14 protein-coding genes are annotated in these 17,605 nt (G+C 45.6%); 3 read left to right on the plus strand and 11 right to left on the minus strand.

Annotated features, from left to right (window positions below; all coding sequences use genetic code 11):
- Positions 1 to 17 precede the first annotated feature (17 nt).
- The 10 genes from KCV26_01790 to purL form a co-directional block, all read right to left on the minus strand.
- A complete protein-coding gene (locus tag KCV26_01790; protein WZX37148.1) occupies positions 18 to 839 on the minus strand; it encodes a serine acetyltransferase in 822 nt (273 codons plus the stop codon).
- Between the two features lie 275 nt (positions 840 to 1,114).
- Positions 1,115 to 3,103 carry a DUF4954 family protein gene (locus KCV26_01795; GenBank protein WZX37149.1) on the minus strand — a complete coding sequence of 663 codons (1,989 nt, stop codon included), beginning with the start codon at positions 3,101 to 3,103 and terminating at the stop codon, positions 1,115 to 1,117.
- Between the two features lie 84 nt (positions 3,104 to 3,187).
- Positions 3,188 to 3,373 (minus strand): hypothetical protein, encoded by a 186-nt coding sequence (locus tag KCV26_01800; protein WZX37150.1) that lies wholly within the window; start codon positions 3,371 to 3,373, stop codon positions 3,188 to 3,190.
- Positions 3,374 to 3,453: 80 nt separating this feature from the next.
- Entirely contained in the window at positions 3,454 to 4,467 is a 1,014-nt protein-coding gene (gene recA, locus KCV26_01805; protein WZX37151.1) for a recombinase RecA, read from the minus strand.
- A 65-nt stretch (positions 4,468 to 4,532) separates the two neighbouring features.
- A complete protein-coding gene (gene bcp / locus KCV26_01810; protein WZX37152.1) occupies positions 4,533 to 4,991 on the minus strand; it encodes a thioredoxin-dependent thiol peroxidase in 459 nt (152 codons plus the stop codon).
- A 90-nt stretch (positions 4,992 to 5,081) separates the two neighbouring features.
- Positions 5,082 to 6,188: a DNA-processing protein DprA gene (gene dprA, locus KCV26_01815; protein WZX38291.1), complete on the minus strand. Its 1,107-nt coding sequence runs from the start codon at positions 6,186 to 6,188 to the stop codon at positions 5,082 to 5,084.
- A gap of 53 nt (positions 6,189 to 6,241) precedes the next feature.
- A complete protein-coding gene (locus KCV26_01820; GenBank protein WZX37153.1) occupies positions 6,242 to 6,643 on the minus strand; it encodes an acyl-CoA thioesterase in 402 nt (133 codons plus the stop codon).
- A gap of 101 nt (positions 6,644 to 6,744) precedes the next feature.
- A complete protein-coding gene (locus KCV26_01825) occupies positions 6,745 to 7,491 on the minus strand; it encodes a hypothetical protein (GenBank protein WZX37154.1) in 747 nt (248 codons plus the stop codon).
- A 20-nt stretch (positions 7,492 to 7,511) separates the two neighbouring features.
- Complete coding sequence (locus tag KCV26_01830) at positions 7,512 to 9,896, minus strand: TonB-dependent receptor (protein ID WZX37155.1); 2,385 nt, start codon at positions 9,894 to 9,896, stop codon at positions 7,512 to 7,514.
- Positions 9,897 to 9,992: 96 nt separating this feature from the next.
- Positions 9,993 to 13,676 carry a phosphoribosylformylglycinamidine synthase gene (gene purL, locus KCV26_01835; GenBank protein ID WZX37156.1) on the minus strand — a complete coding sequence of 1,228 codons (3,684 nt, stop codon included), beginning with the start codon at positions 13,674 to 13,676 and terminating at the stop codon, positions 9,993 to 9,995.
- Positions 13,677 to 13,811: 135 nt separating this feature from the next.
- On the opposite strand from purL, the gene KCV26_01840 reads away from it, so the two are divergent.
- The gene (locus tag KCV26_01840; GenBank protein ID WZX37157.1) at positions 13,812 to 14,447 is read left to right on the plus strand and encodes a LysE family transporter; all 636 of its coding nucleotides are present in this window, start codon (positions 13,812 to 13,814) and stop codon (positions 14,445 to 14,447) included.
- On the opposite strand, the gene KCV26_01845 is transcribed toward KCV26_01840, so the two are convergent.
- Entirely contained in the window at positions 14,444 to 14,941 is a 498-nt protein-coding gene (locus KCV26_01845; protein WZX37158.1) for a metallophosphoesterase family protein, read from the minus strand. The genes KCV26_01840 and KCV26_01845 overlap by 4 nt on opposite strands.
- Positions 14,942 to 15,087: 146 nt before the next feature.
- On the opposite strand from KCV26_01845, the gene KCV26_01850 reads away from it, so the two are divergent.
- Complete coding sequence (locus tag KCV26_01850) at positions 15,088 to 15,450, plus strand: four helix bundle protein (protein ID WZX37159.1); 363 nt, start codon at positions 15,088 to 15,090, stop codon at positions 15,448 to 15,450.
- 36 nt (positions 15,451 to 15,486) lie between these two features.
- Complete coding sequence (ppk1, locus tag KCV26_01855; GenBank protein ID WZX37160.1) at positions 15,487 to 17,574, plus strand: polyphosphate kinase 1; 2,088 nt, start codon at positions 15,487 to 15,489, stop codon at positions 17,572 to 17,574.
- The last annotated feature ends 31 nt before the right edge of the window (positions 17,575 to 17,605 follow it).

Below are 17,605 nucleotides of genomic sequence, written 5' to 3' on the forward strand. Positions count from 1 at the left end.
ACCTTATATGTTTTTGTTTAAATGATAAAGTCAAGAGGCTGAACAAAGTTTTTTACCGTTCTGATCTTAACATCCACCGAGTTGTAAACCAGCGAATAGGGGATAACGCTTTGTGTCAACCACGCACCGCCACCAATGGTTGAGTCGTGCCCGATAACCGTCTCTCCTCCCAAAAGGGTAGCATTGGCATAAATAACCACATTGTCTTCCACTGTGGGATGCCGTTTTACATCCGACAGTTTTTTTTCCACGTAGAGCGCTCCCAGCGTTACGCCCTGATAGATTTTCACGTTGTCGCCTATTTCGGCAGTCTCACCAATCACAATCCCCGTGCCATGATCCAAAAATAAATTCTTGCCGATTTTAGCAGCGGGATGGATATCGATTCCGACTTTTGAGTGAGCATATTCACCAAAAAGGCGCGGGATAAGAGGTACACCCAACACATGCAGTTCGTGCGCCATCCGGTAGACACTCAGTGCAAAGAAACCGGGATAAGTGATGATTACTTCTTCGAGTGACTTGGCTGCCGGATCATTTTTGAGGTAGCATTTTGCATCTTCGTACAAAAGATCCTGAATTTCAGGAAACCGGCTGAAGAATTTATACACAGCTTCGTCTGCAAACTGCTGATCCTTCAAGCGGGCAATGTTTACACTCAATTCCCGGGCGCAATCCTTTAGCTTTTCATGAATGTCACCCATATCAATCCGTTCGCAGACAGGGAACATTTGCGAAAAGAGCGTTTTAACCACTTCTTCCAGCTTACACTTGTCAATGGGGATTTGTACGGGCAACGGTTGAAACTTATTGATAAGTTCAAAAGTCTTTTTTATCATAAGAAGAGTTTTTTTAATGAATAATTTTTATTTGTTTGCTGAAAGGAACAGAGGGCCAGCCCTTGTTAATCGATTGGGAGGTGGTGATCAACAACAGCAACAACAAATATGCATTCGCTTCTTATTCATTTTTTACGTTAGGAAGTAGCAAAGATATAACTTATTTGAAATGAAAACACCCACATTTGTTGTTTTGTTCATTTTTGTCCCTAAAAAAATAACATTTAATAAAAAAACTGTTCTTCAACAACAAATCTGAACTACAGCAAGCTGTTTTATTTTACATTTTTAATCCTTTCGATAAGTTCGTCACCCAACGCTTTTTTATCTTCAATGTGCTTAAGGGTAGCCATTACGAACAGATTTTTATCAAAAGCTCCGCGAACATATTCAAAGTCCATGGCCTGGTCCTGGATGTTCCCATCGGAACCAAATCCGGTTTTGAAAGACAACGAAAACTCTTTCTTTGCATCGGTGTAAATCATTTCATCAAGCTTTACCACCGAAGTTTTCCATTTTTCCACAATAGCGATAACATCTTCAGCAGTAATTGTCTCGGGGGTAACGCTATAGAATTCCTGAATTTTCTCCCATGCCCAAGTCCACTCCAAGGTGTAGTATTGTTCGTGAAGTTGTTTAAACACGTTGTTGATCTCCTTCAACTTCGAAACCTCACCGCTTTCAATCTGACAAAGCAAGTGGTCGATTTCCGATTTTGGGGCAATCAGTCCGGAAATGTCTATCCATTCGCCCGACCCGACTGTTGTGTCCGGTTTCAACCTATCCCGGACCTCTTCGTTTGAAGTAAAACGGGTATTTTCGAGCCTTTTTATGATGGAGTTTCCCAAAAATTTATGAATGACAATTTCATACAGCTCCAGTCCTCTTTTTAAGGCAGCATTTTTGATGATACAACTCTGATAGGTGTAGATTTCGGAGGTTTCGCCTGCCGTTGCCTGCAAGTTCTTCAAAATACTTACTCCGGCAAATACTTTCTGGATGGTATAGGGGCTCAACAAGTTGAAATTGATAAAATCGAGCTTGTCTGGATCTTTCCTCTTGTCCCGTTCGGGCCATTTTTTGGCATCGCGAATGGTGCCCACACTTTTCAGGTTTATGGCCGGAGCCAGGTGTGTCGCATTGTTGTTTTCCACCAAATAAGAGAACGGCAAGTTCGAAGTATCCGAGTGGTGGTAGTGCCGGCCTAAGATCAAGGAGAAAGGGCCTACCTTTGCCGGCCAGAGCACATAGGAATTACTCGTTGTTTTAGCGCCGCGCTCAACGATTCCCTGATGAATGGGCCCCAGCTTGTACATGTGGTTGCTTTGATTGGATCCCGATCCGGCGTTCATAAACGAGAACATACCGGCTATGAGCAATGTGGACTTATGGTGGGTTACCGTATAAGGCCCGGCAAAAAGGGCGCAGGCTTCGCCGTTCTCTCCCTGGCAATTGCTGAAAAAGAGCGAGTCGGAGGCTGAATATCCGTGATCGAGGTGGCATGCCTGGCCGATAAAGCAGCGGGAAATAATGCATCCGCCATCGATTCGGGAACCCGAAGAAATAATAAAATCCTCAGCAATTACATTCCTGCCGACGTAGACAGGTGCCTGTTTGTTACTGTTGATGCTACCGTTTTTCAGCTTCATGGCACCGGTGATCTTGCAAAAACTGCCGATCCTCACGTTTTTGATGTATCCCACGTTCACAATCATGGCATCGTTTCCTATGCTTCCCATATCCGACGCATGTTTTCCGGCGTAATAATCAACCATCGCCTTCATGCGCTTGATCAAGTTGGGGCGGTGCCTGTAAAGCGCATATACGTATGCAAAATGAGCGGATAATTTATCGTGGATATGAACCTCGCGTCCTCCCGACTCGTTCAGCACATTTACTTCCGTCCCGTTTCCAAAAGTTGTCTTAGCGTCAACCAGAATAACATCTACGTTTTGAATGAAGCAATTATCACCGATGAGGTAATTGGCTATGTAATTTTGAATGTTCTCTATTACCACATTGTTACCGATCTCACAATTGTGGATAACAGCGTTATTGATACAGGAGTGTTTTTTTAATCCTCCCGCCAGCTCAAACTCATTCTCCAACACGCCTAACTTTATCTTTCCCGAAAACCGGGTATTTTTAATAAAGTGAGGGTTGAACCGGGCACTCACCTTTACACGTGTCCAGTCGGCACATTCGCAATTCTGGCTTTGAAGCCGTTCAATTTCTTGCGGTGTTAAACTCCTTAGTTCCTGCATGGCTATAATTTTGTTGCAAAAATATAGAAAAAACCCGTATGACGCTCACGACGGCATACGGGTAAAAAAGTTAGTTTTAAGCGATCAGCCCAACAGAGCCTTAAAAGCTTCGTAGACGAGGAAAGCAGGCCATACAATTGCTTTCAGAAAACCCAGTACTCCCATCCAGAAAGTGGCAGCAGTTGAGATGTACCAAACGGCCGCGCCAATCACTCCGAGTCCATACACTGCATCCCCTGCGGAGCCGCTCCCTTGCGTTTTTTTACCCATAATCGTTAATTTTAAAGATGAAAATTATCCGTACGGGTCGGAGTTTGTCCAACACAGAAAGAAGAGAGACTTAATAGGACCTATTTTTTCTCTTTCAACGCTTCAAAGATCAGCTTTTCGAGTTCGTCCGCCAACTCGGGGTTATCTTTGATAACCGCTTTTGTAGCATCGCGCCCCTGAGCCAGCTTCGAGTCGTTGTAGCTGTACCACGATCCGCTCTTTTTAATCACGTTCAGTTCAGCACCCAAGTCCACAATCTCTCCTTCGCGTGAGATTCCCTCACCGTACATTATATCGAATTCGGCCTTACGGAAAGGCGGTGCCACTTTATTCTTCACCACTTTTACGCGGGTCTGGCTTCCGTGTACTTCATCGCCATCTTTTAACTGGCCAATACGGCGGATATCCAAACGAACCGAAGCATAGAATTTCAAGGCATTACCTCCTGTGGTAGTTTCGGGATTGCCGAACATCACTCCGATTTTCTCCCTTAGCTGATTGATAAAAACACAGGTTGTATTTGTCTTCCCTATCGTTGAAGTGAGTTTACGCAACGCTTGCGACATCAGCCGGGCCTGCAATCCTACGTTCGAATCGCCCATATCGCCTTCAATCTCTTTCTTGGGGGTAAGCGCTGCCACAGAGTCAATCACAACAATATCCACTGCCGATGAACGAATCAACTGCTCGGCAATCTCCAACGCCTCTTCGCCGCTGCTGGGTTGAGAGATAAGCAAGTTATCGGTATCTACTCCCAGTTTTTCGGCATAAAACCGGTCGAAAGCATGTTCTGCATCGATGAAAGCAGCCACACCGCCTGCCTTTTGTGCTTCGGCAATGGCGTGAATGGCCAACGTGGTTTTTCCCGATGATTCGGGACCGTATATCTCTATAACCCGACCACGCGGATATCCGCCAACGCCGAGGGCTGCATTCAATCCTATCGAGCCTGTTGGAATAACCGATACTTCCTCTACTTTTTCTTCGCCCATCTTCATGATCGAACCCTTTCCGTAGGTTTTCTCAATCTTATCCATCGCCGCACGAAGCGCTTTGAGTTTCTCACTGTTTTGTGGGGTTTCTTTTTCTGCCATAATATTTTCGTTTTTTATTATTTGTTTCTTGTCAGCCGCTCAAAGCGAAGCATAAGATTTTCCTCTCACAGATTCAATATCTGCTCTGCATGGTTTTTTGTATCCACACCTCGACCCTCAATGATATGGCGAATAATACCGGCTTCGTCAATTAAAAATGTGGTGCGGACTGTACCCATATAGGTTTTGCCGTAATTTTTCTTTTCCTGCCAAACACCAAATTCCTGAACCAGCTTTTTATCCACATCGGCAATCAACGGAAAGGGCAAGTCAAACTTTTCGATGAATTTCCGATGCGAATCCTCACTGTCTACACTCACACCTACAACTGCATAACCGGCTTTTTTCAGGTCCTGATATCCGTCCCGCAGGCTGCAGGCCTGAGCCGTACATCCAGGCGTGTTATCTTTCGGATAGAAATAAAGTGCCAGTTTCTTTCCTGTAAAATCAGTTGATTTCACTGTTTTCCCGTCCTGACCGGTACCCAATATTTCGGGAATTTTGTCTCCAATCTGTAGTGCCATAATTTTTCTTTTTTTTGTGGTAGAGAGATCAAAGATAGTGTTTTTTTAAATAAGAAAGAATTCCCTTCCGCAATAGGATACGGGAAAAATTCACACCAATTTATACATTCCTCCCGGCAAGGCTTTTACAACATTTTTCATTTCGAGCTCAAGCAATGTAAAGAACAACTCCGAAACCGGTAAGTTGAGTTCGATTCCCAGCTTGTTCACGTGCATGGATTCAACCCCGTTGAGCGCACGAAAAACTTTTTCTTCCACTTCGTTCAGGTCCGGGAACAACTCTTTTTGCACGGGTTGTTCCGGTTTTTCGGCTGTGTCCCACCCCATCTGTTCGATGAAGGCGACTGTATTTTGCATCAATACGGCTTTGTTTGAAGCGATTAAATTATTGCATCCCGATGATCGGGCATCGGTTATTCTTCCGGGTATGGCAAAAACTTCGCGATAATAGGAATTGGCGATATCTGCAGTAATGAGTGAACCTCCTCTATCTCCCGATTCTACAACAACCACAGCATCTGCCATTCCGGCAACGATGCGGTTCCGTTTTACGAAATTGAATCTATCGGGTTCGGTGCCGCTCGGAAATTCGGTAATCCAGGCTCCCCTTTCCAACATCTCTATGGCCGTTTTCCGGTGTACAGACGGATAAACTCTATCCAATCCGTGTGCCAGTACCGCAACCGTTGAAACATTATTTTGCAACGAAGCGCGATGCGCACAGATGTCTATTCCGTATGCCAGGCCACTCACAACAAGTATATCGGGGAAAAGCCCTGACAATTCCCGGACAAATTTTTGACAAAACTCCAATCCGTATCTGGTTGCATTACGCGTCCCGATTATGCTCACCACTTTTGGCGCATTAAAGCCAGTGTTGCCTTTTGCATACAGCAAAACAGGCGCATCAACACAGTTAGTTAACCGGGAGGGATAATGGTGTTGCGTATAAAAAAGTGTCTGAATATTGTTTTTCTCAACAAATGCCAGTTCTTTTTCAGCTTTTCTCAATACTTCCGGATTACGGATCTCATGGATCAAACGTCGCGATAAACCCGGCAGTTTCTCCAAACTCCCTGTTTTCTCACTAAATATGGCCTTCTCATCCCCAACAGCCCTCATCAGGTTACGTGCATGTACGACTCCGACGCCCTGAATACAGGTTAACGCAATCTGATATAGGGTTTTGTCGGTTATCATGAGATTGAGATTTAAAGTTTAGAATATCTCTTTGTCCCTTGTTCCTTACTCTAAATATACTCCTTAAACGCTTCGTCAAAGACCTCGGGTTGTGAAAGTTTTCCGTTCACCAGGTTGACCACTTCGATCTTTGCACGGGCACAAAGCACATTATCGGATTGACGGACAATCTCCTGATGAAAAATATATTTCAACCCTATCCTCTCCAGCCGGGAAACCGTACAAATAAACCTGTCCATTCCGATTAACGGAACTTTGTATCGGATTTCCACACGAGACACAACAGCATCAATTCCTTGTTTATGAAGTTGGTAAAAATTCAATCCCACCTTCTCCAGAAACTCATGGCGTGTTACTTCAAAATAATGCTGATAGTTGGCATTATTGACGTGGCCCTGCGTATCACACTCATAATCACGCACCTTCATTGTATATGTAAAAATAGGATCCATAGAAAACGCACTTCGGTTTAAGTAATAATTACAAAAGTACGAAATTCCAGTATATGCATCAAGGCAATATCGGGCAAAAATCCTTTAAAAGCAAATCCTCATCAAGGTTTAACGACAGCAGTAATTTTGTTTGCAATTTTTAGAGCGGTGGACAATGTATTCAGGTTATCGTATAATTTTCCGTCCTTGCCCGAGTAATGGCTGTGTCCAACCGGCTTTAACTCCATCTCTTCCCGGCTATTTGTGTCTAATTTAGTCACATAAACCAATGCCGGCTGGCTCGAGGTCTTGTATTCATTGTCGCCGGGAAATTTGTTGTTTGTCCAGTGTTCGTTCCAGTCCCACGATTGGTTCAATTCCAGAAACAACGTATAAACCCCGTTCAACGGTTTGTCGGTGTTGAGATAAAAAACGAAAGAAGACGACGGCGTAGCTCCTGTATAAGCATCAGGGACAGGCTGTTGAGGAGTCGGCAACAACGTTCCGGCTTCATTTCTTATGTTTCGTTGATAAGCCCAATAAGGAAGGGCTGCCGGTCGCTGAATCTCGCCCGCCATCCATCGTCCGGCTTCGCGGCTCACATGTTTGAATACCCCAGTCCCGATGCTTTCGGACACATAAAGAGTTTGCAAAAAATTACCTTCGGAATCGGCTAACCAGATAGCAAAAAGCGGGTGATTATGTTCTTTTCCTTTCTCAAATTTTAACGTGATAAGGCTTCCCCCGTTTCTTTTCCCGTATGTGAATTCCTGAACTTGTCCGGGTTCTTTTTTTACCGAAACGCAGGAAGAAAGAGTTATGGCGAAAAATGCCACAAGCAACAGAAGAATATTTCTTGTTGGATTCATCGTTTTACCGTGTTTAGAGTTTACATTTTAATGATTATCCCTACCGTAGGCAATACGGTGCCACTATAGGCGTCAATTATGCGGATTCGCTGACGGTTTTCAGGATCGGCCGGATCATCCATAACGGCACCGTCAACATCCTTGTTGGTATAAATCGGCGCATTTCTCGATTTAAAGTTATAGACGTTCTGCACGTCCGCATAGAGGTTCAGCGTCCATTTCTTGTAATAGATCTCCTTATCTATACGCATGTCCAGCTGATGCGCGTTGGGAAGGCGCAACGAATTGAAGTTACTGTAATCGATATATGCCCGGTTGGTAATGTTCCAGGCCGCTTTATTTGTGGATAAATCCATATCCACGGGGGTATAGGGTGCACCGCCCACAAAACGCCAACGGGCAGACACGTTCCAGTTTTTCGGAAATTTATAACTGCCAATGAGGTTAAGCAAGTGCTTCGTATCCCACGACGAAGGCCTGTAAACCCCTTCCTTATCAGTAAACTCACTGCGGAAAAAAGTGTATGTTGTAGTTACGTTCAGGTTGTTCCATTCCAATATCTTGCTGAAAAACTCAACGCCGTAGGCACGTCCCTTACCGGCAGACAAGACTTCTTCGTCGCCCACCTGGCCGTATTCCGTTCCTTTGCTTGCCAGGCTACTCCCATCGGAAACCGACAACGGATAATTTTCGTACTGTTTGTAAAACCCTTCGAGCGTCATTCTTACGTTGTTCTTCGGACGGAACTCCACGCCTAAAATCGCCTGGTTGGAAAAGATGTATTTCACCCCTTCGTTGCGATTGGCGTATTCTCCTGCTGCATTTTTAAACCCGAGCGACGTATAAGCCGGCTGCATAGCGTAACGTCCGAAGTTGGCATTCAAATCCCACTTGTCCGTAAGCACGTACGAAGCCGAAAATCGAGGCGACAACTGGTTCAGGGGATCCTTCATGTTGTCGTTGAAGTTGTTGCCTACCGTGCTTATCCCGAGCGACAATTTCAGGCGGTTCTTAAGGTATTCGTCCGAAACTTGTGCAAATGCCTGATATCCGAATAAGCCGAGTTGAGTGTGGTAATTTATATCATTAACCGCGCCGTTCAGAAAGACTTTAGCTAAAGTTGAATTGGTATAACGAGCGTACTCGATACCTCCCCCCAGCATAAGTTTCACGGGTAAACCCGTATAAACCCGTTCAAAACGCAGTTTATTTTCGGCTTCGTCGGAGAGATAATCGAGTGTTTTGGGTTTGCTTTCATCGTTATCGAGGTATTTAAAGTTTTTGTTCCGAAGCATATTCCGGCTCAATGCCCACGTATCGAAAAAGCGGCTTCCGAAATGCTTGAATACTGTTCCAACCGTATAATTCCATTGGTTGTAGACAGGAAGGTAACCCAACAGGTAGCGCTGGGATTCCGTTCCGGATTCCTGCAATCCGGTATTCAACGTCATGTTGTCTATGGCACCGATACCGATGAAGGTCAACTCGTTCTTCGCGTTAATGTTGTACTTGTATCTCATCTGAAAGTCATTGTAGGTAGGCAGGAACGGCAGTCCGATAGCTTTGAACAACAACTGAAGGTAAGATTGCCGGGCTGATGCGATAAACGTTGAATTTGTCCCGGCAGGGCCGTCAACAGTAATAGCCGCATCAGATGCGCCGACCGAGAGCTTCGTATGCACACGGTCCCGGCTGCCTTCTTTTTGCCTGATTTCCATGACGGAGCTGAGCGCATTCGTGCGGTTAGCAGGAAAGGCACCGGTATAAAAACTGATTTCCCGGACAAAATCGGGGTTAACCACGCCGACAACTCCACCGGACGAGCCTTGCGTGGAAAAGTGGTTGATTATTGGGATCTCGATCCCATCGAGGTAAAAAACATTTTCTGAAGGGCCACCACCTCTCACGATCAAATCGTTCCGGTTAGGGTCCGTAGCCCCCACACCGGGAAGTGTTTGCATCGCTTTTGACACATCACGGTTCACGCCGGCACTTTTTTCAATCTCCTGCACTCCGATGGTCAATATTGAAACGGGACTCTCTATCCGTTTGAGGCTAAAGTTGGGGCGAACCACAACTTCTTCGAGTGAAATAGCCGTTTCGGGCAACTCAATATCAATAAATGTGGTTTGATTTCCCTGGACTTGAATTTCTGAAGATACGGTCGTTTCAAAACCGATAAAACTTGCCGCTAAACGGACAAAACCCGGGTCGATACCCGTGAAAATAAAGTTTCCATCTAAATCCGAAGTAGACCCGATACTGGTCCCTTGTATCTGAATGTTGGCAAATTCAATCGGCTCGTTTGTTTTCGCATTTAAAATACGCCCTTTGATGATACCTTTCTGGGCAAAGAGAACCGATCCGATAAAAATAAAAGAAAACACAATAACAAGTCTTTTCATAAATTTTATTTATACTAATTATAAATACATGGCAATAAATATGCCACTATTAACAAAAAAACAAGATTTTTGTTTTCTCCAGGCCTCCCCCAAGCTCTATTTTTTTTTCAGCCACTCCCGTGCATTGACAAACGCCTCCATCCAGGGTGTAACGTCGTGCTTACGGAATTCATAAGGATACCAGGCATTCTGCCACGGAAAAATGGTGCGCTCCAGGTGCGGCATCATGGCCAAGTGGCGGCCATCAGCCGAACAAACAGCAGCGGCTTTATAATCGGAACCGTTGGGATTTCCGGGATACTCGTCGTAGACGTATTTCGCCGCGATGTTGTAGGCAGACTCCTGTCCAGGCAACTCGAAACGTCCTTCGCCGTGTGCCACCCAGATACCAAGTTTGGTTCCGGCGAGTGATTTCAGCATCACCGAGGAGTTTTGGGGAATTTCCACGCTAAGGAATGCCGATTCAAATTTGTGCGACCTGTTGTGCTGCATTTTCGGATGGGCTTTCCCCGCTTCGGGATAAATCAAACCCAACTCCATCAATAACTGGCAGCCGTTGCAAATGCCCAGGCTTAACGTATCGGGGCGCGCATAGAAATTTTCAATGGTTTTTCTGGCTTTCCCGTTATAGAGGATACCACCCGCCCAACCTTTTGCCGAGCCAAAAACGTCTGAATTGGAAAACCCGCCGCAGAAAACGGCAAATTGCACGTCTTCCAGTGTTTCGCGTCCCGATGTCAAATCGGTCATGTGCACGTCTTTCACATCAAATCCGGCGAGAAAGAGTGCGTATGCCATTTCACGTTCTCCGTTGGTTCCCTTGTCGCGGATGATGGCTGCGGTCAGTCCCGAATGCTCTTTCCTGTCGGGATTCAAATCCAGGTCTTGCATTTTCCCGGTAAATGAAGGCAGGAAATTAAATTGCAGCAGCTGTTTTTTGTAATTTTTGAACCGGTCCAGGGCGCATTCCTCGCCGCTCTGTTTTTTGTCGAACAGGTAGGAGGTGCGATACCATACGTCCCGAAGGACATCGATATCAAACTCCTGTTTGAATTCTCCTTTTTCGATGATCAGCCTGCGCTCTTCGATAGGGCGGGCAACGATAGCAAAACCAATGCCGTAATCATTCAGGATTTTCTCTACCAGGTGATGGTGTTTCACCTGAATAAGGACACCCGGATTTTCGGCAAAGAGAATCTTAATCAGGTCGGAATGCCGGATCTTGTCCAATCGCGCATCCAACCCTCCCTGCGGGTTGGAAAAACACATCTCGAGCATGGCGGTAACCATCCCCCCAGCAGAGATGTCATGTCCCGCGATAATCAATCCGCGATTAACCAGCTCCTGCACAGCAGCAAAAGCATTTTTGAAATATTCGCTATCACTCACGGTAGGTGCTTCATCGCCAACTTTACCCAGTGTCTGCAAAAAAGCTGAACCGCCCAAGCGTAACGCATCGAACGAAAAATCAACATAATAAACGTACGTGCCTTTTATATACGCCAGAGCAGGAGAAACGATCTTACGGATGTTTTTCACTTCTGCAGCCGCGGAAATAATTACTGTTCCCGGTGAGAACACCTTGTCGTCACCGTATTTCTGCGTCATGGAGAGCGAATCTTTTCCCGTTGGAATGTTTATTCCCAAGTCGCAGGCAAAATCGGAACAAGCTTCAACGGCCTTATACAACCGGGCATCCTCTCCTTCGTTACGGCACGGCCACATCCAGTTAGCGCTTAACGAAACGCTTTGTAATCCATCTTTTAGTGGTGCGAGCACGATGTTGGTCAGGGCCTCGGCTATTGCCACTACCGACCCGGCAGCCGAGTCAATCAAGGCTACCTGCGGAGCATGTCCGATGGAAGTCGCTACTCCGGCATATCCTCTGTAATCAAGCGCAACTGCACCGCAATCGCTCAGCGGAAGCTGAATCTCTCCCTGACATTGCTGACGCGCCACTTTCCCGGTCACCGACCGGTCCACTTTATTGGTAAGCCAGTCTTTGCAGGCAACAGCTTCCAGCCTGAGCACATTCTCTATATATGTCTTCAGGTTATTCTCATCGTAGTCGGGGGAAGTATAGGTCTCTTCCACAGTAGCGTCGCTCATTACCGTTTTTGGTGATTTTCCGAAGAAATCTTCCATCTCCATATCAATGGGCATTTTCCCATCGGCTTGCTGGAATGTCAGCCTCATATCTCCTGTAGTTTCACCCACCACGTAGAAAGGTGCCCGTTCCCGTTCAGCAATCTGCCTGATGCGGTCGATGTCTTTTTCAGGGACCAACAAACCCATTCTCTCCTGGCTTTCGTTACCGATAATCTCTTTTGCGGAAAGAGTTGGATCACCTACTGGTAACTTCTCCATTTCAATTTTTCCACCGGTTTTTTCCACCAGTTCCGACAAGCAGTTTAAATGCCCGCCTGCACCGTGGTCGTGGATGGAAACGATGGGATTATCTTCCGATTCAGCCAACGTACGAATGACATTGGCCACACGTTTCTGCATTTCTGGGTTCGCACGCTGTACGGCATTCAGTTCAATTCCCGAAGAATATTCACCGGTGTTTACCGACGAAACGGCTCCACCGCCCATTCCGATCCGGTAATTATCCCCTCCCATCACAATCACTTTCTCCCCGGGCTGTGGATTGCCTTTTAACGCGTTGAGCTTATTGGCAAAGCCAACACCTCCGGCCAGCATGATTACTTTATCGTAACCGAATTTCTTGTAATTCTCGGCATGTTCAAACGTGAGTAATGAACCGCAAATAAGCGGCTGACCGTATTTATTCCCGAAATCGGAAGCCCCGTTCGAGGCTTTGATCAGGATCTGCTCCGGCGTTTGATAAAGCCACTTGCGCTCCGGCAATATCTTTTCCCATTCACGCCCGGCTTCCATACGGGGATAGGAGGTCATGTAGACCGCTGTTCCTGCAGAAGGAAGCGAAGCCTTACCCCCCGCAAGGCGATCACGAATTTCCCCTCCTGTTCCGGTAGAAGCCCCGTTGAAAGGCTCTACGGTTGTGGGAAAGTTGTGTGTCTCCGCTTTCAAAGAAAGTACACTTTCTATTTCACGGGTTTCGAAGAAGTCAGGTTTATCACCGCTTGCCGGCGCAAACTGTTCGATGGTTGGCCCCTGAACGAAAGCCACGTTATCTTTATATGCCGATATCAACGCGTTGGGATTTACGCCCGATGTTTTTTTTATCAATTGAAAAAGAGAACTTTCTTTTTCTTCTCCATCAATCACAAATTTTCCGTTAAATATTTTGTGACGGCAATGCTCCGAGTTTACCTGCGAAAAACCGAAAACTTCACTATCGGTAAGTTTCCTGCCCATTTTCCGGCTCACATTGTTGAGGTAATCAATTTCGTCTTCGTTCAATGCAAGCCCCTCTTGCTGATTATAAGCCTCAATATCATCGATCAGGACAATGGATTCCGGTTGTTTATCGGTAGTAAAAATATCCTGATCAAGCTTTTTATAAATCCGTTGAAGCATTGGATCGTATTCCGGAACTTCACCGGCCGGAAAATATTCTTCTATCCGGGTAATGCCGGTAATTCCCATATTTTGAGTAATCTCCACAGCACATGTACTCCAGGGTGTGATCATCTCGCGTCGCGGACCGGTAAATTTTTCGTTTATCTCGAAAAAGGGAATCGGTTCCGCCTTACCGAACAGCCAAATCAATCGTTCTTGAAGTTCATTCTGAATGGGATGTATTGCATCAACGGCAATGATGCTTTGCGACGGAGTTCTGAAAAAAGTGATCATATGAGTTTATCTTCTATTTAGTTGCAAAGTTAATCAAAACCTGCGTAAAAGTGGAGACAAAATCTTTTTTTGTAGGTTTTAAGAATGGAGGTATCTTTGCGACTGTAAAAACCATAATTTCTTCGGTGCAGTCAAATGTTTGAAACTATTGTAAAAGGATTTATTATCGGCCTGTTGGTCTCAGCGCCGATGGGACCAGTGAATATGCTGTGCGTACAGCGAACGCTAAACAAGGGCAGGTGGTCCGGATTCATCACCGGTTTGGGCGCTCTGCTTTCCGACTTGATCTATGCTCTTATCACGTTGCTTGGGATGAGTCTTGTGGAAGATTTCTTGAAAAAAAACGAGTTGCTGATTCAATTAACCGGCAGTGTGGTACTTATTTTCTTCGGCTATGTGGTTTTCCGTACGAATCCCCTGAAAGGATGGACACCCCAGGTCAAGATCGAAACGAAACACCATTTTCGCGATTTTATCTCCTCCTTCTTCATCACCCTGTCCAACGTGTTTATTATTTTCGTTTTCATCACCCTGTACGCCCGGTTCACGTTTACTCCCGTAACCGAAGGGAAAGGCTACCTGATGCTGGCACTTGTGGCAATTTCCGCGGGAGCATTGATATGGTGGTTCTTTCTTAGTTTGTTTATTTCACGGCTGCGTAAGCATTTTAACCGAAAGGGATTATCCATTCTGAACAAAACGATTGGGTTAATTTTGATAATTATCAGTGTTGTCGGAATTTTCATGTCGATATTCGGCGTTGCACTCTAGCCGTGCTTCCCAATTTCTATGACTTCCAAATCCCGGATATTCCCATCGTCCAACACAAACCGCAACAGCGTTCTCACCCGATGAAAACCATATTTTCCCGCTGCACCCGGATTCATGTGTAAACAACCTAACTCCTTATCGTAAATGACTTTTAGTATATGAGAATGTCCACAAATAAAAAGGCTAGGGGGTTTTGAAAAAAGTTGTGACCGGATTTTCGGGTCATATTTTCCGGGATATCCTCCGATATGTGTCATAAGGACATCTACACCTTCCAACGTAAACCGTAACGTTTCAGGATATATTCTCCGTGTAGAAAAATCGTCGATATTTCCGTAAACCGCCCTGAACGGTTTGAGACTCTCAAATTTTCCGGCTAACTCCAAGGAACCGATATCTCCCGCATGCCAGATTTCATCGCAATTGGCAAAATAATTTTCGTATTTTTCGTCCCAGACATTATGTGTGTCGGAAAGTAAGCCTATTTTTTTCATTCAGTTAAGATTGATGTAGCCCATTTATTCTTTTTTTATTGCAACAAAGTTACTAATTTTATTGTTTAATTAAAAAGATTGAAAAGCGCCAAATACAGTTATATCTTGGCTTTGCTTCTTGTATATCAGAACTTGAAAATCCGACTATGAGTAATCAAGAGTGGATAAATTACAAAATAGAAATAAGAGACAGATTGAGGGCTTTTTCCCTTGAGATTTTATCTTTGTCCGAAATGTTGCCTGAGAAAACACGCGGCAAAGTGCTCAATTATCAACTCACAAAATCGGGAACGTCAATGTACGCAAACTATAGGGCAGCATTGCGAAGCAGATCTAAAGCAGAATTTTTCAGTAAATTAACCATAGCAGTTGAAGAAGCTGATGAAACGGAAATGTGGCTCGACTTGATAATCGCATCGGAAATACTCACAACCGATTATGTAAAATCGTTACATGCGGAGAGCGAAGAATTGCTGAAAATTTTAGCTGCAATGAGAAAAAAATTATAAATTCAATCTCATTCAATCTATTTTCAATCTAAAAAAATGAACAACAATTCACTCTACAAATACTTTAAGCGCGACATAAGCTGGCTGTCGTTTAACCACCGTGTCTTGCTGGAAGCAAAGGATGAATCGCTTCCGGTTTACGAGCGGATTAAATTTCTATCGATCTACTCTTCCAACCTGGAAGAGTTTTACAAAATCCGCGTATCCGGATACCACAGTTCAATATTGAAAAACATCAGCCGTGACGAATCGGAAGAAGAAGCACTGCAAACACTTATGGAGATCAATAACGAAGTCACGGAGCAGGAAAAAGAATATTACCGCATATTCAACGAGATGATTCTTCCCGAACTGGAAAAGAACAATATCATTTTATATCAGACCGATGAGGTGGAGCCCTTCCACCGTGCCTACGTGGAGAAGTACTTTAACGAAGAGGTGTTTCCTTACCTGCAACCGATGATTATCCTGAAAGACGATATCCACTCTTTCATCCAGGATGGGCGTATCTATCAGGTGGTAAGCCTGGTGAAGAAAAAAAAGAAAAAGACAGGAGATAACTTCTCCTATACCTACGCCATCATGAAGATTCCTTACACCAAGGTACCGCGTTTCGTGGAACTGCCTTCCTTTGGAGGTAACCACTATATCATCTTCATTGACGACCTGATCAAGGCGAACATGCAGAGCGTTTTTCCTGGTTATGAAATAGTGGATTGCTACAGCATCAAGATTTCGCGCGATGCCGACTTCTCTCTCGAGAACGAGGATCAGAAAGATATAGCCGAGCGGATCCTGCGCAAGGTACGCAAACGTAAGATCGGGGCAGTGACCCGCTTTCAGTACGACAAGGACATGCCCGGTTACTTCCTGAAATATCTCTGTGAGGCGTATGAGATCGAAGAGGAGGAGCTGCTTCCCTCAGGACGTTACCTGAACCTGGCCGACCTGATGAAGTTGCCCAACCCGGTGGGTGACCGCCTCCGGCAGACACTGCCGCAACCGCTGCGGGTACCCGAGCTGGAAGCCAACAATTCGATTCTACGGGTACTGCGCCGCCAGGATGTGCTGCTGCACTTCCCCTACCAGTCGTTCAACTACCTGCTGCGTTTCCTGCTTCAGGCCGCCTTCGACCCGAAGGTACTGGAAATCAAAGTAACGCAATACCGTGTGGCGGAAAACTCGGCTGTGATCAACAGCCTGATCAGTGCGGCCAAGAACGGCAAGAAGGTGACCGTCTTCGTGGAACTGAAAGCCCGTTTTGATGAGGAAAACAACTACCTCTCTTCCGAGTTGATGCAACAGGCAGGCGTAAAGATAATCTACAGCCTGCCGGGGCTGAAGGTACATGCCAAACTGGCTTACGTGCGGAAAAGGAGTAACGATCCGGATGACCCGATCAAGGGATATGCCTACCTGGGTACCGGCAACTTCAACGAGAAAACTGCCCGCATCTATTCCGACAAGGGGTTGCTCACTTCCAATAAGGAGATTATCCACGATATTGACGAGGTGTTTCGCGTACTGGAGGGAAAGCCCTATATGCATGATTTCAGGCATCTGCTGGTAACCCAGTTCAACATGCTCCCGACCATCTACCAAATGATTGAACAGGAAATCACAGAAGTAGAAAACGGACGTATGGGACACATTATCCTAAAAATGAACAGCCTGGAAGACAAGGGGATGATCAATGCCCTCTATCGTGCCAGCGAGGCAGGAGTGAAGGTCGACCTGATTATCCGCGGCATCTGCTGCCTGATACCCAACCAACCCTACAGCAAGAATATCCGGGTAACGCGTATTGTGGATGCCTACCTGGAACATGCCCGTGTGTGGTACTTCCTGAACGGTGGTAAAGAAACGATCTACCTCACCTCTGCCGACTGGATGCAGCGCAACCTTCACCGTCGTATCGAAGTGGCTTTTCCGGTTTATTCCGAGCCGTTGAAGCGGCAGATCATCGATATCCTGAAGATCCAACTGGAGGATAACCAGAGCGCTGTATGGGTGAACGAGCATCTGGATAATGTCTTTAAAAGGGATACGGCATCACCGGATGACACACCTATCCGCGCGCAACAGGCAATCCACGACTACCTGAAACAGTCTACAGGACAATAAGCTAAGGGTCGCGGAAGATTTCCGTTTTCAG

Origin of the sequence: Petrimonas sulfuriphila (assembly GCA_038561985.1) — a bacterium.
Lineage (GTDB): Bacteria > Bacteroidota > Bacteroidia > Bacteroidales > Dysgonomonadaceae > Petrimonas > Petrimonas sulfuriphila.